The organism is Nitratireductor pacificus pht-3B (assembly GCF_000300335.1).
GTDB lineage: Bacteria > Pseudomonadota > Alphaproteobacteria > Rhizobiales > Rhizobiaceae > Nitratireductor > Nitratireductor pacificus.
This window is the reverse complement of the sequence record NZ_AMRM01000020.1, coordinates 82,181-103,315: the sequence shown is the minus strand read 5'-3', so window position 1 is coordinate 103,315 and position 21,135 is coordinate 82,181. Positions and strand designations below refer to the sequence as shown.

Annotated in this window: 18 protein-coding genes and 1 pseudogene; 10 read left to right on the top strand and 9 right to left on the bottom strand. The window is 66.4% G+C overall.

The genetic code is table 11. The features are described 5' to 3' along the window. The 3 genes and pseudogenes from NA2_RS16925 to NA2_RS16915 form a co-directional block, all read left to right on the top strand. Nucleotides 1-440 (top strand): annotated as a pseudogene (locus tag NA2_RS16925) (Re/Si-specific NAD(P)(+) transhydrogenase subunit alpha); the annotation flags it as partial. Then, nucleotides 440-865 (top strand): NAD(P) transhydrogenase subunit alpha part 2, encoded by a 426-nt coding sequence (locus NA2_RS16920; RefSeq protein ID WP_008598260.1) that lies wholly within the window; start codon nt 440-442, stop codon nt 863-865. The pseudogene NA2_RS16925 and the gene NA2_RS16920, both read left to right, overlap by 1 nt. Before the next feature lies 1 nt (nt 866). After that, entirely contained in the window at nt 867-2,264 is a 1,398-nt protein-coding gene (locus NA2_RS16915; protein ID WP_008598259.1) for an NAD(P)(+) transhydrogenase (Re/Si-specific) subunit beta, read from the top strand. A 77-nt stretch (nt 2,265-2,341) separates the two neighbouring features. On the opposite strand, the gene NA2_RS16910 is transcribed toward NA2_RS16915, so the two are convergent. From NA2_RS16910 to rpsU, 3 genes are all read right to left on the bottom strand, one after another. Then, nucleotides 2,342-2,821 (bottom strand): DUF992 domain-containing protein, encoded by a 480-nt coding sequence (locus tag NA2_RS16910; RefSeq protein WP_008598258.1) that lies wholly within the window; start codon nt 2,819-2,821, stop codon nt 2,342-2,344. Between the two features lie 196 nt (nt 2,822-3,017). Further along, nucleotides 3,018-3,836 carry a tetratricopeptide repeat protein gene (locus NA2_RS16905; protein ID WP_008598257.1) on the bottom strand — a complete coding sequence of 273 codons (819 nt, stop codon included), beginning with the start codon at nt 3,834-3,836 and terminating at the stop codon, nt 3,018-3,020. A 165-nt stretch (nt 3,837-4,001) separates the two neighbouring features. Further along, nucleotides 4,002-4,238, bottom strand: a complete 237-nt coding sequence (rpsU, locus tag NA2_RS16900; RefSeq protein WP_008598256.1) for a 30S ribosomal protein S21 — start codon at nt 4,236-4,238, stop codon at nt 4,002-4,004. Between the two features lie 267 nt (nt 4,239-4,505). Here rpsU and NA2_RS16895 point away from each other — a divergent pair, with 267 nt between their 5' ends. Next, nucleotides 4,506-5,546 (top strand): hypothetical protein, encoded by a 1,041-nt coding sequence (locus NA2_RS16895; protein WP_008598255.1) that lies wholly within the window; start codon nt 4,506-4,508, stop codon nt 5,544-5,546. A 67-nt stretch (nt 5,547-5,613) separates the two neighbouring features. On the opposite strand, the gene NA2_RS16890 is transcribed toward NA2_RS16895, so the two are convergent. Continuing rightward, nucleotides 5,614-6,375, bottom strand: a complete 762-nt coding sequence (locus NA2_RS16890) for an SDR family oxidoreductase (RefSeq protein WP_008598254.1) — start codon at nt 6,373-6,375, stop codon at nt 5,614-5,616. A gap of 234 nt (nt 6,376-6,609) precedes the next feature. Here NA2_RS16890 and NA2_RS16885 point away from each other — a divergent pair, with 234 nt between their 5' ends. The 5 genes from NA2_RS16885 to NA2_RS16865 all read left to right on the top strand — a co-directional run bounded on the left by NA2_RS16885 (nt 6,610) and on the right by NA2_RS16865 (nt 12,285). Continuing rightward, nucleotides 6,610-7,863, top strand: coding sequence for a sarcosine oxidase subunit beta (locus NA2_RS16885; RefSeq protein WP_008598253.1), 1,254 nt, complete (start codon nt 6,610-6,612; stop codon nt 7,861-7,863). A gap of 15 nt (nt 7,864-7,878) precedes the next feature. Next, the gene (locus NA2_RS16880; protein WP_008598252.1) at nt 7,879-8,172 is read left to right on the top strand and encodes a sarcosine oxidase subunit delta; all 294 of its coding nucleotides are present in this window, start codon (nt 7,879-7,881) and stop codon (nt 8,170-8,172) included. Nucleotides 8,173-8,368: 196 nt separating this feature from the next. Continuing rightward, a complete protein-coding gene (locus NA2_RS16875) occupies nt 8,369-11,344 on the top strand; it encodes a sarcosine oxidase subunit alpha (RefSeq protein ID WP_008598251.1) in 2,976 nt (991 codons plus the stop codon). Then, on the top strand, nt 11,337-11,879 hold the full coding sequence (locus tag NA2_RS16870) for a sarcosine oxidase subunit gamma (protein WP_008598250.1): 543 nt from the start codon (nt 11,337-11,339) through the stop codon (nt 11,877-11,879). The genes NA2_RS16875 and NA2_RS16870 overlap by 8 nt, the downstream gene beginning before the upstream one ends. Nucleotides 11,880-11,931: 52 nt before the next feature. Continuing rightward, nucleotides 11,932-12,285 (top strand): hypothetical protein, encoded by a 354-nt coding sequence (locus tag NA2_RS16865; RefSeq protein ID WP_008598249.1) that lies wholly within the window; start codon nt 11,932-11,934, stop codon nt 12,283-12,285. A gap of 22 nt (nt 12,286-12,307) precedes the next feature. Here NA2_RS16865 and NA2_RS16860 read toward each other — a convergent pair whose 3' ends face one another. After that, nucleotides 12,308-13,765, bottom strand: coding sequence for an MFS transporter (locus tag NA2_RS16860; RefSeq protein WP_008598248.1), 1,458 nt, complete (start codon nt 13,763-13,765; stop codon nt 12,308-12,310). Between the two features lie 37 nt (nt 13,766-13,802). Further along, the gene (locus NA2_RS16855) at nt 13,803-14,480 is read right to left on the bottom strand and encodes a helix-turn-helix transcriptional regulator (protein WP_008598247.1); all 678 of its coding nucleotides are present in this window, start codon (nt 14,478-14,480) and stop codon (nt 13,803-13,805) included. 193 nt (nt 14,481-14,673) lie between these two features. Here NA2_RS16855 and NA2_RS16850 point away from each other — a divergent pair, with 193 nt between their 5' ends. Then, on the top strand, nt 14,674-15,636 hold the full coding sequence (locus NA2_RS16850) for a DUF2156 domain-containing protein (RefSeq protein ID WP_008598246.1): 963 nt from the start codon (nt 14,674-14,676) through the stop codon (nt 15,634-15,636). Nucleotides 15,637-15,694: 58 nt separating this feature from the next. On the opposite strand, the gene NA2_RS16845 is transcribed toward NA2_RS16850, so the two are convergent. The 3 genes from NA2_RS16845 to NA2_RS16835 all read right to left on the bottom strand — a co-directional run bounded on the left by NA2_RS16845 (nt 15,695) and on the right by NA2_RS16835 (nt 20,933). Then, the gene (locus tag NA2_RS16845; protein WP_040678315.1) at nt 15,695-16,177 is read right to left on the bottom strand and encodes a MaoC family dehydratase; all 483 of its coding nucleotides are present in this window, start codon (nt 16,175-16,177) and stop codon (nt 15,695-15,697) included. Between the two features lie 449 nt (nt 16,178-16,626). Further along, entirely contained in the window at nt 16,627-19,752 is a 3,126-nt protein-coding gene (locus tag NA2_RS16840; RefSeq protein WP_008598244.1) for an efflux RND transporter permease subunit, read from the bottom strand. Further along, nucleotides 19,749-20,933 carry an efflux RND transporter periplasmic adaptor subunit gene (locus NA2_RS16835; RefSeq protein ID WP_008598243.1) on the bottom strand — a complete coding sequence of 395 codons (1,185 nt, stop codon included), beginning with the start codon at nt 20,931-20,933 and terminating at the stop codon, nt 19,749-19,751. Before NA2_RS16835 ends, NA2_RS16840 begins: the two co-directional genes overlap by 4 nt. Nucleotides 20,934-21,135 lie beyond the last annotated feature (202 nt).

Here is a 21,135-nt window from a genome sequence, read left to right as displayed (position 1 = left end):
TCGAGCGCGGCGGCAATGTCGAGGGCGCGGTCGCCGGCAAGGTGGTGACGACGAAGAACGACGTAAAAATCCTCGGCCATCTCAACGTGCCGGGCCGGGTGGCGGCGTCGGCGTCGCTGCTCTATGCGAAGAACCTGTTCGCCTTCCTGGAGACCATGGTCGACAAGGAGAAGAAGACGCTCGCCATCGACATGAATGACGAGCTGGTGAAGGCGACCATGCTGACGCATGACGGCAGGATCGTGCATCCGGCCTTCGCGGATGCGGGCAAGGGCGCTGCCGGAACGGCCGCTGCGCCGAAGAAGGCGCCGGCGAAGAAGCCTGCGGTGAAGAAGCCTGCAGCCAAGAAGCCCGCACCGAAGAAACCCGCTACCGGGGCGGCCGGGGCGAAGAGCCCGGCGAAGACGCCCGCGGCAGCCAGATCGGGGGGAGAAGCCTGATGGAACCAACAGCACTCGAACGGGCGCTCGACCAGCTCGACGGCGCGGTTGCCAGCGTGCGCGCGGCGATGGAGAACCTGCAGGCGGCGGAGGTGGCCGATGCGGCCGGCGCGCTGGCGCATGGCGCCTCGGGCGGGGCGATCGACCCGTTCGTGTTCCGCCTGGCGATCTTCGTGCTGGCGATCTTCGTCGGCTACTACGTGGTCTGGTCGGTGACGCCGGCGCTGCACACGCCGCTGATGTCGGTGACCAACGCGATCTCCTCGGTGATCGTGGTCGGCGCGCTTCTGGCAGTGGGCATCTCGGCCTCCGGGCTTGCCACCGGCTTCGGCTTCGTCGCCCTGGTGCTGGCCTCGGTCAACATCTTCGGCGGCTTCCTGGTGACCAGCCGGATGCTGGCCATGTACAAGAAGAAGGACAAGTGACTTGAGCGCCAATCTCGCATCCTTCCTGTACCTGGTCTCCGGCGTCCTGTTCATCATGGCGCTGCGCGGCCTGTCGCATCCGACGACCAGCCGCAAGGGCAATCTGTACGGCATGGCGGGCATGGCCATCGCCATCGTCACGACGCTGGTCTATGCGACGCCGTCGTTCAACGGCTTCGTGCTGATCGTCGCCGGCATCGCCCTCGGCGGCGGCATCGGCGCGGTGATTGCCAGGCGCATCGCCATGACGGCGATGCCGCAGCTGGTGGCCGCCTTCCACAGCCTGGTCGGCCTTGCCGCGGTGATGGTGGCGGCGGCGGCGATGTATGCGCCGGAGAGTTTTGGCATCGGCACGGTCGGCGCGATCCACGCGCAGGCGCTGGTGGAGATGTCGCTCGGCGTCGCCATCGGCGCGATCACCTTCACCGGCTCGATCATCGCCTTCCTGAAGCTCGACGGGCGCATGTCCGGCAAGCCGATCCTGCTGCCGATGCGCCACATCGTCAATGCGGGGCTGGCGATCGCGCTGGTGGTGCTGATCGTGCTGCTGGTGACGACGCAGTCGACGACGGTGTTCTGGATGATCGTCGCGGCGTCGCTGGTGCTGGGCGTTCTGATCATCGTGCCGATCGGCGGCGCGGACATGCCGGTGGTGGTGTCGATGCTGAACTCCTATTCGGGGTGGGCGGCGGCCGGCATCGGCTTCACGCTGGGCAATCTGGCGCTGATCATCACCGGCGCGCTGGTCGGCTCGTCGGGCGCGATCCTCAGCTACATCATGTGCAAGGGGATGAACCGCTCGTTCATCTCGGTGATCCTCGGCGGCTTCGGCGGCGAGACGGCGGCGGCCAGCGACGACGGCATCGAGCGGACGGTCAAGCAGGGATCGGCCGACGATGCGGCCTATCTGATGGCCAATGCGCAGAAGGTGATCATCGTGCCGGGCTACGGCATGGCGGTGGCGCAGGCGCAGCATGCGGTGCGCGAGCTGGCCGACAAGCTGAAGGAGGCGGGCGTCGAGGTGAAGTACGCGATCCACCCGGTGGCGGGCCGCATGCCGGGCCACATGAACGTGCTGCTGGCCGAGGCGCAGGTGCCCTATGACGAGGTGTTCGAGCTGGAGGACATCAACTCCGAGTTCGCCCAGGCGGATGTCGCCTATGTGATCGGCGCCAACGACGTCACCAATCCGGCGGCGCGCGACGACAAGGCCTCGCCCATCTACGGCATGCCGATCCTCGAGGTCGACAAGGCCCGCACCTGCCTGTTCGTCAAGCGCTCGCTCGGCTCCGGCTATGCCGGCATCGACAACACGCTGTTCTACAAGGACGGAACCATGATGCTCCTCGGCGACGCAAAGAAGATGACCGACGACATCGTCAAGGCAATGGAACACTGAACGCCAAAGCCTCGAAACCAAAAAGCCCGGCGGAGACGCCGGGCTTTCCTGTTCGGGCAGGGAACCCTGAAACGAAACTACTCGGCCGACGACCTGATCTGGAACTCGGTGACGCCGAGCGCGACGTTGATCCCCGTCTGCCCCTGCAGGCTGACCGGCTGGAGCATCAGGCTGTCGCTCTCCTTGCTGACCAGAATGTTCGCGCCCGCGCCGAAGCCGGCGGAAATCTCGGCACTCGCTCCGATGAAATCGCCGGCCAGAGCCCCGGGAGCATAGGCATCGACGGTCGGAGCCAGTACCACCCACTGCAGTACGGCGGGGTCGGTCACGCCGACATCAAGGCCGAACTTGTTGACCACGCCGAAATAGTTTTCGGCCGGCCGCGCCTCGTCGGCCGGAGTGAAGGTGCATGCCAGTTCCTTCGAGGACGCGACGACCACGCCGGCACCACCCTCGATGACGCAATCGAGGACGCCAAGTTCGACGCGCTCCTGCGCGAGAGCGGGCGCTGCCGTCGAAGCGGCCAGGACCGTGGCGAGAATGATTGCTTTCTTCATCACTGAACTCCTTGCTTGGTTCCGGCTCACAACCCGCAAGCCCCGGCAAGGTTCCGGATTTTTCGCCGCACGCGCGCAAGGCGCCGGCGCTCCAGTGCCCAAACGATCCTTTGAAGTTTTTGAAAATTAACGATTTTCGAGCATCGGCCGAAAAGCGGAATCCGGTTTTCGGTTACTCCGACGCTCAGTCAATGATCTAGCTGCTGGTGCGGCTCAGACCATCGCGCGCCGGCGCGTAGTCGGGGTCGAGCTGCAAGGCGCGCGTATAGGACTTGAATGCCTTGGCGTTCTCGCCGCGCTTTTCATAGACCAGCGCCTGGTTGGCCCAGCTCTCGGCGATCTTGTCGTCGAGCCGGATGGCCGTGTTGAAGTCCGAGAAGGCGTTCTCGTCGTCGCCCTGCGCGAGATAGGACAGGCCGCGCCCATTGTACCCGTAGGGCGCGTCCGGAGCGAGGGAGATGGAGGCGGCGAAATCCTCGATGGCGTAGGGATGCTGACCGCTCGCCTGGTAGAGCAGGCCGCGCCGGTAGAAGGCCCGCGGGTCCGTTGTGTCGAGACCGATCGCGCGCTCGAGATCGGCGAGCGCCTCGGTGCTGCGACCGGCGAGACGGTAGATCTCCGCGCGGCCGATATAGGCGGTGTCGTAGTTGGGGTTCAGCGAGATCGCCTGATTGTAGTCGGCCATGGCGCGGTCGTTCTGGCCCAGATAGCGGTGGATCAGCGCGCGGTTGGCATAGGCGTTGTGCGAGCGGGGATTGAGTGCGATGGCCTTGTCGAAATCCTTCAGCGCCTCATTGTAGCGCCCGGCGCGTCCATAGGCGGCGCCGCGCATATTGTAGGCCTCGGGCTCGTTCGGGGTGCGGTCGATGACGGAGCTCAGGGAGCTGATGTTCTCCGCCGAACCCTGCGCCGTGTCGATGCGGCTGAGATCCGTGGCGGGATTGCTCGACTGGCAGGCGGCGAGAGGGGCGAGGGCCAGAAGCGCGAAGCCGGCAAGGCCGCGGCGCAGCTTCATGGAAGGCGTCGTCAGGTTAGAAGTCATCGTTCCTAATGCCATAACCTTCCCGCCAAACCAAGCCATTGCGGTTCCCGACCCAAATCCCGGATACACAAAACGCGGTACGATCAGTCGATCGCACCGCGCTGGATACATGTAGAAATCGTCGAAAGATGGGCGCTGTCAGGGACGCGCCGCGGCGACGCGACCGCCGCCGACCAGTCCTTCGCGCTGGGCGCGCTTGCGCGCCAGCTTGCGGGCGCGGCGGACGGCCTCAGCCTTCTCGCGGGCACGCTTCTCGGAGGGCTTTTCGTAGTGCCCGCGCATCTTCATCTCGCGAAAAATGCCTTCGCGCTGCATTTTCTTCTTCAGAGCGCGAAGCGCCTGGTCAACATTGTTGTCGCGGACGAGTACCTGCACCTGGGTTTCCTGTCAGAAGGTTGCTTTTCTAAACGCCGAATTGTTCTTTCCAATTGCCCACGGGCAAAGGCATCCGCGGCAGAATTTTGCCACGAATAGCGGCGGCTCATAGCAGAGCCTCCGCGCCGTGTCGAGTGTTTTCATGAAAATGTCGCTATCGCCGCGTTCGAGCGCCGCCGTTAACGCGGAGAAAAGAAAGCGTCATTAGATCGTTTGTCCTGCTATTTGGGGTGTATCATGGCGGCTGACGAGCACGGAAAGATTGCGTTGACCTGGAAGACCTGCCTGCCGAGCATCGGGTTCGGCATCGGCGGCGCGCTGCTGATCGCGGCGTCCGCGCTCTATGGCGAACTCGTCCATGGCTACGGCCTGCTGCGCAAGGAAGACCCGGACTTCACGCCTTTCGGCCGAGCGCGCATCGTCGTGTCGTTCGTCGCCGCGCTACTGTTCTTCGCAGCGCTGAAGCCGTTCTCGCGCGGCCCGGCTGAAGACGAGGCGATCGCGCGCGGTGCCGGGCTGGGCGCCATCGGCTCGGCCCTCATCTTCCTGCTCGCCGTCGCTGCTGCCGTTCATTTCGTCCCGACCTCGCTGAACGACTATGTGCGCGAGATGCAGCCGCTCGGCATCGCCACGGAGTTTCTCCTGCTCGCGGCGATCGCGCTCCTTCTGCTGGCAGCCCGGCGGGCGTTGTCGTCCAACGCACCGCGGCTGCTCGGGCTCCTCTCGCCCTCCTGGGTGCTGGCAGGCATGGCGGCGGTCGTCTTCCTGATCCTGATGGAGGAAATGTCGTGGGGGCAGCACTGGCTCGGATGGGCGACGCCCGATCTGTTCAGGGACAATATCCAGAACGAGACCAACATCCACAATTTCTACACCTACCAGTTCGAGGCCATCTACTACACCAGCGCCATCCTGTGCTTCGTCGTGCTGCCGTGGTGCTGGCCGCGCGGCACCGGCGGTATCGCCGGCCAGGTGGCGCTCTATGTGCCGCCGCGCGTTTTCGCGCTCCTGGCGCTGCCCATCGCCTCCCTGATGTATGAGTCCTGGAACATCGTTCCCTACCAGGTCTGGTTCTTTCTGAGCCTGATGATCGGCGTGGACATCGTCTGCCGCCTGGCCTCGCGGGAATTGCGCAATGCGGCGATCGCGCTGGCTCTCGTCTACGCGGGAACGAAGTTGGTGTTCCTGTTCCGCGGCAGCGCCATGGTGGACGGCTACGAGCTGTCGGAGGTGCGCGAGTTTTACATCGCGCTTCTGTTCATGATCCATGGCTGGATGCTGGCGGGACGGTTTCGCCAGCATCCATGAGGGTCTAGGTCATTGTTTTTCCGCGTTTATGCGGACGTCAGATGATTCCACCCGACTGCAAGACGCTCTACATCTTGTTGATGGAAACACCGCCATCGGCGAGCAGCGCCGTGCCGGTGGTGAAGCTCGATGCCTCGGAAGCGAGATAGAGTGCCGCCTGGGCGATCTCCTCGGGCCTTGCGATGCGTTTCAAGGCATGAAGACCTTCGACGAACCTGCGCTGCTCGTCCGTCTCGAACGTCGCCATCTGCGTGTCGGTGCCGCCCGGCAGAAGCGCATTGACGCGAATACCCTCCGGGCCTAGATCGGCGGCCAATGCCTTTGTCAGACCGACAAGTCCGGCCTTGGCCGCCGCGTAGGCCGTCATGCCGGGCATTCCCGCGGTCTGGTATCCGACGAAGCTGGAGGTGAAGATCAGGGAACCCTGACCGCGCCGGCGCATGGCTGGGATCTGATGCTTGGCGGCCAGGAAAGCGGAACCGAGATTGGTTTCCATGACGAGGTCCCAGTCCTGTTTCTCCAACGCGTCGAGCGGCGCCATCAGCCCGACCGCGCCGGCGTTGTTGAAGGCGATGTCGAGGCCGCCGAACCGGGCCTCCGCCAGGTCCACCAGCGCCTTGTTGTGCGCGGCATCGCGCACGTCGCCGGCGAGCGCGATGGCTTCACCGTCTTCATCGGTGATCTCGGCGACAAGCGAATCGAGCCCCGCCTGCCCGCGCGCGGTGACGATGATCCTGGCGCCGTGGGCGGCGAACAGCTTCGCCGTCGCCCGGCCGATGCCGGCGCTGGCGCCGGTGACAATTGCTACCTTGTTGGTCAGTGAGAACATCACGACTATTCCTGTCCTGTTTCCTGGGAAGGCCCGCTGAACCTGGGCGTGCGGACCATGCCAAAGCCCCGGGTGGCCAGCCACCCGATAGCGGACACCGCCGTTTCGCCGTCCGCATGGCGCAAAACGGCAAGGCCCGTCGCAATCAGCGCACGGCGTTGCAACGGATTTCGCTACTGCTACCCTGAGGACCGAAGCGCCGCCTGCGGCGCGATGCCTGATGCGGGGAGGCCCATGCGCAGATATTCCGTCTTTGCCATTGCCCGCGAGGCCATGCGCGGCCACCGGGGCTGGCCGGAGCAATGGGCCTCGCCGGAGCCGAAGAAGCGCTACGATGTGATCATCGTGGGCGCTGGCGGGCACGGGCTGGGCACCGCCTATTACCTCGCCAAGGAGCACGGCATCACCAATGTCGCTGTGCTCGAGAAAGGCTGGCTCGGCGGCGGCAATACCGGCCGCAACACGACGATCATCCGCTCCAACTATCTCTATGACGAGAGCGCCGGCATCTACGATCACGCGGTGCGTCTCTGGGACGGTCTCAGCCAGGATCTGAACTACAACGTCATGTACTCGCCGCGCGGCGTGATGATGCTCGCCCACAACGTCCACGACGTGCAGGTCTTCAAGCGGCACATCCACGCCAACCGACTGAACGGCGTCGACAATGAATGGCTGACGCCAGAGGAGGCGAAGGCCTACTGCCCGCCGCTCAACATTTCGCGGAACGCGCGCTATCCGGTGATGGGCGCCGCCCTGCAGCGGCGGGGCGGCACGGCCAGGCACGACGCGGTCGCCTGGGGCTATGCAAGGGCTGCCTCGGCGCGTGGTGTCGACATCATCCAGAACTGCGAGGTGACCGGCATCAACCGGGGCCCGGACGGGGCGGTGACGGGCGTGGAGACGACGCGCGGGACGATCGGCGCGGCGAAGGTCGGCGTCGTCGCGGCCGGCCATTCATCGGTGCTGATGCAGATGGCCGGGGTGCAGGTGCCGCTCGAATCCTATCCTCTGCAGGCGCTGGTGTCGGAACCGGTGAAGCCGGTGTTTCCCTGCGTCGTCATGTCAAACACTGTGCACGCCTATATCTCGCAGTCCGATAAGGGAGAGCTGGTCATCGGGGCGGGAACCGACCAGTACACGTCCTATTCGCAGACCGGCGGCCTGCACATCATCCAGCACACGCTCGACGCGATCGTCGAGATGTTTCCGATGTTCACCCGCATGAAGATGCTGCGCAGCTGGGGCGGCATCGTCGACGTGACGCCCGACCGCTCGCCGATCCTGGCGAAGACGCCGGTGAAGGGGCTGTATGTCAATTGCGGCTGGGGGACGGGCGGCTTCAAGGCGACGCCGAGTTCTGCGCATGTCTTCGCCCACACCATCGCCCGCGACGAGCCGCACAGGATCAACGCGCCGTTCACGCTGGAGCGGTTCCGCGGCGGGCGGCTGATCGACGAGGCGGCGGCCGCCGCTGTCGCGCACTAGCTTTCCGAGGGTTCCATGCTTCTCATTCATTGCCCCTATTGCCAGGAAGAACGGCCGGAGTTGGAGTTCCGCCATGCCGGCGAGGCGCATATCGCCCGGCCGACTGACATGGCGGCGCTCTCGGATGCCGATTTCGAGCGGTTCTTCTTCATTCGTTCGAATCCGAAGGGCATCGTGTTCGAACGGTGGCGGCACATCCATGGCTGCGCCCGCTTCTTCAACGCCGCGCGCGACACGGTGTCCGACCGGTTTCTTGCGACCTACCGGGCGGGTGATCCGAAGCCTGCGCTGGACGGGGAGGGTGCGTGATGGTGCGGGCCGTTCACCCCCCTCTGGCCTGCCGGCCATCTCCCCCTCAAGGGGGGAGATTGTCTCTTCATCGACCTCATGCACAACGCAACCAGCGTAAGCACCATCACATGCAACTGCCGATCTCCCCCCTTGAGGGGGAGATGCCCGGCAGGGCAGAGGGGGGTGAACACTCGCAGCAATGGGAGGGCACCCGATGACCCAGCCCTTCCGCATCGCGACCGCCGGGCGGCTCGGCCATGCCGATCCCGTCCGTTTCAGCTTCGACGGCAGAATCCTCATGGGTCTCTCCGGCGATACGCTGGCTTCCGCGCTCATCGCCAACGGCATCCATCTCGTCGGCCGCTCGTTCAAGTATCACCGCCCGCGCGGCATCGTCTCGGCGGGGGCGGAGGAGCCGAACGCGCTGGTCGGCATCCATCGCGACGCGGCGCGGCGCACGCCGAATGTCCGGGCGACCGTGCAGGAAGTGTATGAGGGGCTCGAAGCCGTCTCGCAGAACCGATGGCCGTCGCTCGCCTTCGATGTCGGGGCGCTGAACGATGTCGCCTCACCATTCTTCTCGGCGGGCTTCTACTACAAGACCTTCATGTGGCCGAAGGCCGCCTGGGAGCGGCTTTACGAACCCTTCATCCGCCGGGCGGCGGGGCTTGGCGTGGCGCCGGACCGGCCCGATCCGGACCTCTATGCCAACCGGTTCGCGCATTGCGACGTGCTGGTCATCGGCGGGGGCGCGGCGGGCCTCGCGGCAGCGCTCGCCGCCGCCGAAACCGGGGCGCAGGTGATCCTTGCCGACGAACAGGCGCAGACGGGTGGCGCGTTGCGCTACGAGACCGGGGCCGTCATCGACGGGCAGGCCGGCTGGGACTGGGCGCAGACGGTGACCGCCGATCTCGCGGCGCGGGACAATGTGCGCCTCCTGACCCGCACCACCGGCTTCGGCTATTACGCGCAGAACATGGTCGGGCTGGTCGAGCGGCTGACCGATCATCTTGCAGCGCCCGATCCGGCGCGGCCGCGCGAGCGGCTGTGGCAGGTGCGGGCGAAGCGCGCCGTGCTTGCCACCGGAGCCATCGAGCGGCACATGGTCTTTCCGGGCAATGACCGGCCGGGGATCATGCTGGCTTCAGCCGCGCGCACCTATCTCAATCATTTTGGCGTCGCGGTCGGCCGCAATATCGCGGTCTATGCGGCCGATGACGGCGCGTGGCTCGCGGCGCTCGACCTTCACAGGGCGGGCGTCGGCGTAGCGGCCATCGTCGATGCGCGGGCCGACGTCGCCGGGCCGCATGTGGAGGAGGCGAAGCGGCTCGGCGTCGCCTGCCTGCCGGCCCATGCGGTGACAGGGACCACGGGGCGGCTGCGGGTGTCCTCGATCCGGGTCAGCCCCGTCGCCGGCGGCGCTGCCCGCGACATCGCCTGCGATGCGCTGCTGACATCGGCCGGCTGGACCCCTGCGGTCCATCTCTTTTCGCAATCGCGCGGCAAGCTCGTCTTCGAGGCGGAGACGCAGCGCTTCCTGCCGGGCAGCAACGCGCAGGATGTTGCCTGTGCAGGTGCCTGCGCCGGGGCGAGCGGCCTCGCCGAGACGGTGGAGCAGGGGCTGGAAGCGGGTGCCAGGGCCGGCGGAGCGACGGGCGGCAGGACAGTAGCGGTGAGAGAGGCGCGTGGCGAAAGCTGGACGGGCGGAATGCTCGGCCCCGCCGATAACGGCACGGGCGCCAAGGCTTTCGTCGATTTCCAGAACGACGTCACCGCGAAGGACATCCGCCAGGCGGTGCGCGAGGGCATGCGCTCCATCGAGCACGTCAAGCGGTTCACCACCACCGGTATGGCGACAGACCAGGGCAAGACCTCGAACATGCATGGTTTGGCGATTGCCGCGGCAATGCTTGGCAAGCCGATCCCCGAGGTGGGGCTGACGACCTTCCGGGCGCCCTACACGCCGGTGACCTTCGGCGCGCTGGCAGGACACAGCCGCGGGGCCCTGTTCGAACCCGTGCGGCGCACGCCGATCCATTCCTGGGCGGAGGAGAACGGCGCGGAGTTCGAGGATGTCGGCCAGTGGAAGCGGGCCTGGTACTTTCCGCGCAACGGCGAGGAGCTGCATGCGGCGGTGGCGCGCGAATGCCGAACGGTGCGGGCGAGCGCCGGCATTTTCGATGCCTCGACCCTCGGCAAGATCGAAGTGGTGGGGCCGGATGCCGCGCGCTTCATGGAACTGATGTATACCAATCCATGGACCAAGCTCGGCGTCGGACGCTGCCGCTATGGCGTCATGCTGCGCGAGGACGGCTTCATCTACGACGACGGCGTCGTCGGGCGACTTGCGGAGGACCGGTTCCATGTGACCACAACCACCGGCGGTGCGCCGCGCGTGCTGAACCACATGGAGGACTACCTGCAGACCGAGTTCCCGGATCTGCGGGTCTTCCTCACCTCGACATCGGAGCAATGGGCGGTGATCGCGGTCCAGGGGCCGCGCAGCCGGGACATCATCGCTCCCCTCGTGGAGCGGATCGACCTCTCCGACGAGGCCATGCCGCATATGTCGGTCCGCGAAGGCAGCATCTGCGGCGTGCCGACGCGGCTGTTCCGCATGTCGTTCACCGGCGAGCGCGGCTTCGAGATCAACGTGCCGGCGGATTTCGGCCGCGCGGTTTGGGAAGCGGTCTGGGCCGAAGGCCGCAAGCATGATGCCTGTGCCTATGGCACGGAAGCCATGCATGTGCTGCGCGCCGAGAAGGGGTTCATCATCGTCGGCCAGGAAACGGACGGGACGGTGACGCCGCACGATGCCGGCCTCGGCTGGGCCATCGGCAGGAACAAGGCGGATTTCGTCGGCATGCGCGGCCTGCGGCGGGCCGATCTCGTTGCGCCCGGGCGCAAGCAGCTTGTCGGGCTGAAGACCAAGGATCCGGACGTCGTGCTCGACGAGGGGGCGCAGATCGTCGCCGATCCGAACCAACCCGTGCCGATGACGATGCTCGGTCATGTGACGTCGTCCTACTGGTCGGAGAATTGCGGCCGTTCAATCGCGCTGGCGCTCGTCGCCGGCGGCCATGACCGCATGGGCGAGACGCTGCATGTGCCGATGCCCGGCGGGGCGATTGCAGTCGAGGTCACCTCGACGGTCTTCTTCGATGAAAAGGGAGAACGGGCCAATGGGTGAGGAGACCCGGCGCATCGCGCCGCTGGAGGGCCGTGGGTTCGACGGCGAGGAACTGCGCGTCCTGCCGGCGGAACCGGCAACGCGGCTCGTGCTGCGCGCGTCGGCCGAGGCCTGCGAAGACCTGTCGGCGGCGCTCGGCCTCGACCTGCCCCGGACGCCGAAAACCACCAGCTCAAAGGGGGCGCGGGCGGCTCTCTGGCTCGGCCCCGACGAGTGGCTGGTGATCGACCAGGCAGGCGCGAACCTGGTGGCGGCATGCGCGGGCGTCCCGGCGTTTCATGCGGCGGTCGATGTATCGCATCGCAACACGGCGATGCTGGTCTCCGGGCCACGCGCCGCGGATGTCCTGAGCGCCGGCTGTCCGCAGGACCTGTCGCTTCACGCCTTTCCCGTCGGCGCCGCCTCGCGGACGATGTTCGGCAAGGCCGAGATCGTCTTGTGGCGCACCGGTGAGGATGCGTTTCGCGTCGAGTGCTGGCGCTCCTTCAGCGACTATGTTCTCCTGCTGATGGAGGCAGCCGCGCGCGACGTATGAGGTTCGGAACCTGTGGTGGGCGAGCGCGTTCTGCAGGAAAGGAATTTTTGACATGCAGCCCGGCTCGAAATCGAAAAGCTCAAAACCGAACAACAGCGGACGGCGCTCGGACGAGAAACGCCGAGAGGCCGAGGACGAGGCCCTGAACGAGGGGCTCGAGGAGACGTTTCCGGCCAGCGACCCGGTGTCGATCACGCGCACGACGCGGACCGGCGCGCCGGACGAGTTCGCCGCAAAGAAATCCCCGAAGCCTTCCGCGAAGGCCGGGGTCGAGGAGGACGATGCGCTGGAAGAGGGGCTGGAGGCGACCTTTCCCGCCAGCGACCCTGTCTCGGTCACCGCGTCGACCCATGCGGGTGCTCCGGGCCGCAAGGGTCCCAAGGGCGCGAAGACGCCGCAGCGGTAATTCCGAATCAGGCAAGCGTCCGTCAGGGCGCGCCTTGCCCTGCAAGTGGCTGTCCCTCGTTCGCCGCCGCGGGCATCGGGCCGGCCACGCGCCAGGCTGCGGCCGCGCCGAGCGCCGCCACCGGCACGAAGGAGACGAACACCCACCAGGCGACGTTCTGCATGGCCGTGTGGTTTCCGCTGTCGGCAAAGCCGGCCATGTTGGCGACGATGCCGGCCAGCGCCGCTCCCAGCGCGAAGGCGATCTGCTGGGTGGTGGGCATTGCGGCGGAAGCGCTGTCGCGCTCCTGCTCGGGCGCCATCGCCACCACGCGGCGGATCAGGAAGCCCCACAGCAGGCCGAATCCCGCTCCCTGCGCTATGGACATGGCAAGGATCGCCCAGATCGGCCCTTCGGCCATGATCGGGCCAAGCATGGCGATGGCCAGCACGATCATCAGGGCGCCGGTGCGCATCACCACCTTCTCGCCCACCGCGCCGACGCCGGCAAAGGCGATCGCCGTGGTGCTCCATGCAACGGATTCCGCCGCAATGATGTAACCGGCTTCGAGCGCGGAGATGCCGTGGATGCGATTGAGCAGGAAGGGACCGTAGACGGTGAAAGACATGGCCGCCGTGCCGAGCGACAGATTGGCGATGAAGCCGGCGCCGATCGGCGTGCGGATGTCGAAGGCGCGGGTGGGGAACATCCTCTCGCTCCCGCGGCTGCCGTCGCGGCGCAGGAAGAGATAGAAGAACAGGCCGCCCGCCGCGACCAGCGGCAGCGAGACGGCCGGCGTCACGTAGATGCCGGCGGTGGCGACGGACAGGACCGCCAGCGACAGCAGCGTCAGGCGAACGACAGGGAAGCGCTGGGCGGGAGCCGCTTCTCCCTTGCTCGGCCGCATGAACGCGGGGACCAGGACTGCCAGCAGAAGAGCCTGCGCGGCGAACATCCAGAAACCCCAGCGCCACAGGCCGAGATCGGCGAAGAAGCCGCCGATCAGCGGGCCGCAGAAGGCGGAGGCGCCCCAGATGGCGGACATCAGGGCGATCAGGCGGGGCCACATGTCCTTCGGGAACAGCCGCTGGATCGCGACATAGGTCAGGGCCACCAGCATGCCGCCGCCGACGCCCTGGGCAAACCGCCCGATCAGCATCACGATCATGTCGGGCGCCAGCGCGCTGACCACGCAGCCGGACGAATAGGTGAGGGCGGCGAGCACGAAGGCGCGCCGCAGGCCGAGGGCGGAGGCCGTCAGTGCGGCCGCCGCGCCCGACAGGATCGAACCCAGCAGATAGAGCGACAGCGTCCAGCTCACCAGCCGGTCGCCGCCGATCTCGGCCACGGCCGCCGGCATGGCGGTGGCGACCAGCATCGTGTCGGCCGCATGCAACCAGATGCCGAGGCACAGCAGGGAAAACTGTCCCAGTTGCCCGGTCCTGATGATTGCCGCCCAGCCGGCATTGCCGAGCGAAGCCTCGGAGTGATGGTCAGTCATGGTAGCCTCGATGATCCTGCCGTGGTGCGCGCTGCGCTCAGGCCGGCGTTGTCGTTTCAATGCGATAGGCGCAGCGCCGGGCGCCGGCCAGGATATGATCCGTTCGTGTGACGCGCGTCTGCGGCCCGAGAACCGTCCGGAACACGTCCAGCTCGGAGCGGCAGAACCCCTGGCAGACGCTGGCGGCGGCGCAGATCGGGCAGTGGTTCTCGATCAGCATGAAGGCGCCGTCCTCCAGTTTCTCGATCTCCGCCATATAGCCTTCGCGGGCGCGAAGACCGGCAAGACGCGAAACGCGCGCCTCGAGGCTGGCTTCGCTTTCCAGGGCATCACGATAGGTCTCTTCCATGGTCTGCTCGCGCTGGCTGATCAGGCGGTCGAGCCCTTCTTCGCCGAAGATGCGGCGGATCGAGGAGATCAGGTCGAGCGTCAGCGTCGCGTGCCTGTCGGGAAAGCGGGCATGCCCCTCCGCCGAGAGCCGCCAGACGCGCTCCGGGCGTCCGGGACCCCGCACCTCTTCCTGAAAGCGGACCAGCCCGGCCCTTTCCAGCCTTGCGAGCTGCTTTCGCACGGCCACAGCGGAAATTCCGAGGAGATGGGCGAGGCGCTGTGCGGTCATCGCGCCCTTCGTCTTGAGGGCGAGAAGCGCGCGCTGATCCGCCGTTTCCGGCGCATCGGCCGGCAGGAGCTCGGAGGGGGTGAGGGTCGGCAGCATGGTCGGAATCTCCAGTTATAATTAAATAACCTTTTTGTTTTTTAATTGTCAAATCCGTTCTTGCCAGTGTCCCCAGACCATGCGATCCCTTGGCGCGCCGGGGGGGGCAGAGTGTGAGTCGTTTCCGGTGAACCATCTAGCGCGCGTGCCAGCCGATATGCCTTTCAGCGACAGTCGCGGTCTCCCAGAATCCGTGCGCCATGCGCTGCTTGAAAACCATGGCGCGTTCGTGCTCGCCTATTCGGTGGCGCACCAGCCCGGGCTGCGCCATTTCGGGGACGAACGCGGGTTTCTGGCCTATCGGATGGTCGGCAGGACAGCCTATGTGCTGGCCGATCCGCTGGCGCCGCAGGTCCACTGGCCAGCGCTGATCGACGCCTTTGTCGGTGAGAAGCGGGACGTCACCTTCTGGCAGGTTTCGCGGCCGATGGCCGAGCTGCTTTCCACCAAGGGGTTCCGGGTCAACGCGCTCGGCGTCGAGAACTTCATCGACCTGTCCGGCTATGATTTTTCGGGACCGACCCGGCGCAGCTTCCGGACAGCGGTCAACCGCTTCGAGCGCAGCGGGCACACGGTCGCGGAACTGCCGCTCGCGGAACTGGACCCCCGGCGCGTCGAAGCGATCTCGCTCGGCTGGCGGCGCACCCGCACCACAAAACGACGCGAACTTTCCTTCCTCGTGCGCCCGATCCAGCTCCGCGACGAGCCTGCCGTGCGCAAGTTCTTCATCCTCGATGCGGCCGGGCAGCCCATCGCCTTCGCCTTCTTCGACCCGCTCTATGAAAACGGCAGGCTGATCGGCTATCTGTCGGCGACCCGCCGCTGGCTGCCGGAGGCGGATCCCCTTGCCGCGTATTTCCTGGTGCGCCGGGCCATCGAGACCTTTCAGGCGGAAGGGGTGGCGCGGCTCTATTTCGGCCTGATGCCGTTTCACCGCATCGAGGACCAGGAATTCGAGAAGGACTGGCTGACGCGGCGCGCTTTCCGCTTCATCTACACCAACCCGCTGGCGCAGCGCTTCGTCTACCCGACGCAATCGCTCGCCAGGCACAAGGAAAGCTATGGCGGGGAACTGCGCGAGACGTGGTGTGCCATGAACACGCAGCCATCGCTGCCGAGGCTGCTCAAGCTCGTGCGCGCCTGCGGCATCGTGTGAGCGTCTTCCGGTCGGGCCGGGTCGCCTTTCGTTCGCACCGGCAGGGAGACGGGACGGCTCAGCCGTCGCGAGAACGGTCCGGCATGGCCAGTGTCAGCCAATGGGCGGTCAGGGCCGGCTTCAGCGAATTCTCGATCTCGACGGTGACGTCGTAATTGATCTCGACGATGCCGGATGGCCGCTCGTTCAGGTTCGCCAGCACGAAGCGGGCGCGGATGCGCGCGCCGCTGCGCACCGGAGCCAGAAAGCGGATGCGCTCGAAGCCGAAATTGACGCCCATGCCGGCGGTGTCGAGCAGGGGCACTGCTTCGAACACCATGGTCGACAGCAGCGACAGCGAGAGAAATCCGTGGGCGATGGTGCCGCCATAGGGAGTTTCGCGAGCAGCCCTTTCTGGGTCGGTATGGATGAACTGATGATCGTCGGTCGCCGCCGCGAACTGGTCGATCATCTCCTGCGACACGACGCGCCAGTCCGAAAGGCCGACCTCCTGGCCGACGAGTTCCCGGGCTCTCTCGATGCTGATGGTTCCGACGCTCAACAGGCCCACTCCGTTTCTGCTAGAGCGCCGTGCGTCCATTTGGACGCACAAGGACGCTCTATCAATTTGTTTTTTGCATTTCTGCGGACGTCAGGTGATTCCACCTGACTGCAAAATGCTATAGACCCTTCACCCTTTCACAGAAACGTTGAACGGGTCTATCTATTTGTTTTTCCGCGTTTATGCGGACGTCAGGTGATTCCGCCTGACTGCATCAACGCTCAAGAGCACCGTACCGGAAAGCGGACTCCGGTTTTCGGCTGGTCCGATGCTCCATCAATCGTTCGGCTCGTCCGTTGTGCATCCCAACGGACACACGACGATCCAGGCGGCTTGGCAACGAGAGGCCGTGCCTCGCCCGCCTCTTTGCGCGACGGGCACAGATACAGACTTGCGTCCGGCTTGTCACCCACCCGGCGCTTCGGTGAGAGCGTCATCGACGGAAATGGCTATCGGGACTTGGCGTCGAGGCCGGCGGCGTGGTCCAGCTCCCGCTCGAGACGCGCTTCTTCCTCCGCCTTCGGCGTCATGAAGCGGCCGAGCAGCAGATAGGCGACGGGGGTCAGGAACAGGGTCGACAGGGCTGCAAGGCCCAGGCCGCCGACGATGACCCAGCCGAGCGCGATGCGGGCTTCCGCTCCGGCGCCGCTTGCCAGGACGAGCGGCACCCCGCCGACGATGGTGCAGATCATGGTCATCGCCACGGGGCGCAGCCGGATCAGGGAAGCCTGTTCGATCGCCTCGCGCACGCCGAGGCCCCGATCGCGCAGCTGGTTGGCGAACTCGACGATGAGGATCCCGTTCTTCGCCATGATGCCGACCATGAGCACGAGGCCGATCTGGCTGTAGACGTTGAGGCTCGTTCCCGTGGCGACCATGGCGAAGACGGCGCAGGCAAGGCCGAGCGGTACGGTTGCCATGATGATCAGGGCGCTGACGAAGCTCTCGAACTGCGCGGCGAGCACCAGGAGAATGATGACGAGCGCGAAGCCGAAGATTGTCCGCATCGAGCCGGCCGTCTCGCCGAGCGTCGCGGTTTCCGCAAGCGGGATGATGCGCGTTCCGGGCTGGAGCAGCGGGGCGGCGATCTCCTGCGCGCGCGCATAGGCGTCGCTGAGCGCCACACCGGGCGCTAGCGCCGCGCTGACGCTGACGGCACGCAATTGTCCTTCGCGCGACAGGGAGGGCGGGACGGCCTGCTCCCTCAGCGTCGCGATGGTCGCAAGGGGAACGAAACGCCCGTCGCCCGCCTTGACGAAGATGTTCTCCAGATCGGTCGGGTCGTTGACGGGATTGGTGCTCGACAAGAGTTTTACGTCGACGCTGCGGTCGTCGATGAAGACCGAGCCGATCTTGCGCCCGTCGAGCATCGCCTGGATGGTGTTGCCCAGGCCCTCGATCTCGATGCCCATGTCGAAGGCGCGTTCGCGGTCGATGGCGATGGCAAGCTGCGGCTGGGTCGTGTCATTGGAGAGGCGCGGCTGGCGGAAGCGCGGATCCTGCTCCATCTCGGCGACGATGCCCGCGGCGACGCTGTTGAGCGTGGCGTAGTTGTTGCCGGCCACGGCGAACTGCAGGCCGCTGCCCGAGCCGCGAATGCCGAGGCTGTTCGGCTGGAAGACGAAAGCGCGCACGCCCGGCACGGAACTCGTCCGCTGCGAGAGTTCGGCGACGATTTCCTGCTGGCTGCGCGTGCGTTCGTCCCAGGGGGCGAGCATCAGGACGAGGAAGCCGCTGTTGCCCGAACCCTGACCCGCGATGGAGAAGGTGCTCAAGACTTCGCCGCTCTCGCGCATCGGTTCGATCAGCGCCTCGATGCGGCGCATCTGTTCGGCGAAATAGTCGAGGCTGACGCCCTGCGGTGCCGAGACGCGCATGAAGGCCACCGAGCGGTCCTCGGTGGGCGTGACCTCGGACTTGATGGTGCCGAACAGGCCATAGGCGGCGCCGGCGAACAGCATCGAAACCAGGATGACGACGAAGGGAGCGTCGAGGCAGGCATGCAGGGTGCGGCGGTAGAGGCCCGACAGGGTGCGACCGGCCCCGGCGACCAGGCCGGTCGCTTCGCGTTCCTCGTTCTCCGGATGGGCGGCGAGCATGCGCGAGGCCAGCATCGGGCACAGCGACAGGGCGACCAGCGACGACAGGAAAACCGAGATCGCCAGCACGAAGCCGAACTCGCGGAACAGGCCGCCGGCCTGCCCGGGCAGGAAAGAGATCGGCACGAAGACCGCGATCAGCGTCGCGGTGGTGGCGATGACGGCGAAGAAGACCTCCTGTGTGCCGAGCACGGCGGCGGCGCGCGCGCCCATGCCCTCGTTGCGGCGTCGGACGATGTTCTCCAGCACGACGATGGCGTCGTCGACGACAAGGCCGGTCGCCAGGACCAGTGCCAGGAGCGTCAGTATGTTGATCGAGAAGCCGGTCAGGTAGATCGCGGCAAGCGTGCCGATCAGCGCGACCGGGATGGCAAGACCGGGGATCAGCGTGGCGCGGAAATCGCGCAGGAACAGGAAGATGACGAGCAGCACCACCGTGACCGAGATGCCGAGCGCGATCTCGACCTCGTGGATGGCGCCGTTGATGAAGGTGGCGTCGTCGCTGGTCACCTCGATCGTCATGCCGGCCGGCAGCGTCCGGCGCACCTCCTCGACCGCCTTGCGCACCCCGGCCGAGATGTCGAGCGTGTTCGACTGTGCCTGACGGACGATGCCGAGACCGATGCCGGTCCGGCCGTTGGAGCGCAACTGGCTTTCGCCGACATCGGGGCCGAGCGTCACTGTGGCCACGTCGCCGAGTCGGACATGATCCTTCAGATAGAGCGCCTCGAATTCCTCCGGCGTCGTTATCGCCGCGGTGGCGCGCACCGTCAGGTCCTGCGTGCTGTTGGTCAGCGATCCGGCCGGCGTGTCGAAGGCGATGGAGGCCAGCGCCCGCGAGACGTCGGCGACGGTGAGGCCGAGGCTCGCCAGCTTGGTCTGGTCGATGTCGATGCGGAAGATCTTCGCCCGGTCACCATAGACCTGGACGTCGGCGACCCCCGGAACGGCGGCGAAGGCATCGACGATCTCCTCCTCCACCAGCACGGTCATGTCCTGGATCGACATGTCTTCCGAGGTGAGCGCAAGGCGCATCACCGCCTGGGCGTCGCCGTCGGCCTTGACGATGCGCGGCGCGTCGGCGTCGTCCGGCAGGCTGTTCTGGATGCGGCTGACCGCATCGCGCAGGTCCGAGGCCGCGGTGTCGAGATCGACGCTGTCGGCGAACTCGATCGTCACGCGGCTGCGGCCGAAGGAGGAACGCGACGAAATAGCAGCAACGCCGGAGACACGGGCGACCGCGCCCTCGACGATGGCGGTCACCTCGCGGTCCATGGTTTCGGCGGCAGCGCCGGAAAAGTCGGTCGAGACGGTGATGACCGGGCGGTCGACGTCGGGCAGCTCGCGCACCTCGACGCCGAACAGGGCGGCAAGGCCGGCAACGGCGATCAGCGTGTTGAAGACGAAGGCGAGAACGGGGCGGCGGACGAAAAGCGCCGTCAGGCCTGTCTGAGCGTCGTGGATCCTGTCCTTCACGACGCCGCCCCTTCCGCCCTGACGGTCTGCGCGTCGGTGGATGTGCCGGGCTCGCCCGCGGCCGTCACCGGCGCGCCCTCGCGCACATTGTGGACGCCCTGGGTCACCACCGCGGCGCCTTCCGTGAAGTCCGCGTCGACGAGCACGCTGTCGGCATTGCGCTGGATGATGCGCACGGACTTCTGGCGGGCAAGGTCGTTCTCGACGACCCAGACATAGGGGCCGTCGGCGCTCCACTGGATCGCGAGCGGGTCGATTGCCGGATAGGTCTCGCCGGGAAAGCGCATCGATATGCTGAAGGCCATGCCGGCGCGCAGCCGGTCGTCGGGGTTCTCGATCTGCCCTTCGACGCGCAGGGTGCGGCTCTCGGGATCGATGCGGTTGTCGACCGCGCTGATCGCACCTTCGTGCACGGAGGCGGCACGCGCCACGGAGGTCGCCGTCAGCGGTGAGCCGATGTCGATCAGGCTCGCATAGCGCTCGGGGATCCAGAAATCGACCAGGATGCGCGAGCGGTCGTCGATGGTGGCGATCTCGCTGCTGCTGGTCACGTAGCTGCCGGCCGAAATGGGCAGGATGCCGACCGTGCCGTCGATCGGCGCGATGATCGAGCGGCGCTCCAGCGCCAGCTCGGCCTCGCGCCTGACCAGTTCGGCGTTGCGCAGCGCCAACTCGGCCTCGTTCTGCTGCGCGACGGTGACCGTGTTGGTCGAGCGCAGCGCCATGACGCGCTCGAGCTTGGTCCTGGCGTCCTCGAGTGCCACGCCGGCCCGGTCGAGGGCGATCTCCTCGGCGTCCGAATCGAGACGGGCGATCAGGTCGCCCGCCCTGACGGTGGCGCCGGAAGCCGTCAGCACCTCGCGCAGCGTGCCGGAGGTCCGCGGGTTGACCACCACGGAACGCAGGGCGCGACCGGTGCCGATGGCGTTCAGGCGGTCGTTGATGGTGGCGAAGGCGATCGGCGTCGTCACGACGAGACCACCGGCATCATTGCCGCGGCGTCCCTGCCGCTGACCGCCCGCGGCACCGCGCGCCGGATTCTCCTGCGCGGTGCTCGTCCGCGCATCGAGCAGGCCGGCGCGCGCCAGGACATCCTCGGCGCCGGGAAAATACCAGAACCAGGCGAGGCCGGCGGCGATCAGGACGATAAGACTGAAAACCGCCTGTTTCCAAAAAGACATGCACGCTCCGGCTACTTGATCGTTGGCGTTGGGCGGCATTCATGAACCGGCGGGCCGGCCATGCTGGGCCATTGCCTTTATGACAGCTTCGGCGGCCGTTTTCATCTTCTCTAGTATTAAATTATCGTAAGGCTCGTGGTGCGACCACGACAGGCTGCTCCAATTTTTCATGGCAAATCGCCCCACCAGATCAATGACTTGT

Bases quoted from the DNA above. Each gene is read 5' to 3' on its own strand.
- NA2_RS16920 (WP_008598260.1), top strand. From the start codon at position 440: ATGGAACCAACAGCACTCGAACGGGCGCTCGACCAGCTCGACGGCGCG.
- NA2_RS16910 (WP_008598258.1), bottom strand. From the start codon at position 2,821: ATGAAGAAAGCAATCATTCTCGCCACGGTCCTGGCCGCTTCGACGGCA.
- NA2_RS16905 (WP_008598257.1), bottom strand. From the start codon at position 3,836: ATGAAGCTGCGCCGCGGCCTTGCCGGCTTCGCGCTTCTGGCCCTCGCC.
- NA2_RS16890 (WP_008598254.1), bottom strand. From the start codon at position 6,375: ATGTTCTCACTGACCAACAAGGTAGCAATTGTCACCGGCGCCAGCGCC.
- NA2_RS16885 (WP_008598253.1), top strand. From the start codon at position 6,610: ATGCGCAGATATTCCGTCTTTGCCATTGCCCGCGAGGCCATGCGCGGC.
- NA2_RS16880 (WP_008598252.1), top strand. From the start codon at position 7,879: ATGCTTCTCATTCATTGCCCCTATTGCCAGGAAGAACGGCCGGAGTTG.
- NA2_RS16875 (WP_008598251.1), top strand. From the start codon at position 8,369: ATGACCCAGCCCTTCCGCATCGCGACCGCCGGGCGGCTCGGCCATGCC.
- NA2_RS16870 (WP_008598250.1), top strand. From the start codon at position 11,337: ATGGGTGAGGAGACCCGGCGCATCGCGCCGCTGGAGGGCCGTGGGTTC.
- NA2_RS16865 (WP_008598249.1), top strand. From the start codon at position 11,932: ATGCAGCCCGGCTCGAAATCGAAAAGCTCAAAACCGAACAACAGCGGA.
- NA2_RS16860 (WP_008598248.1), bottom strand. From the start codon at position 13,765: ATGACTGACCATCACTCCGAGGCTTCGCTCGGCAATGCCGGCTGGGCG.
- NA2_RS16855 (WP_008598247.1), bottom strand. From the start codon at position 14,480: ATGCTGCCGACCCTCACCCCCTCCGAGCTCCTGCCGGCCGATGCGCCG.
- NA2_RS16835 (WP_008598243.1), bottom strand. From the start codon at position 20,933: ATGTCTTTTTGGAAACAGGCGGTTTTCAGTCTTATCGTCCTGATCGCC.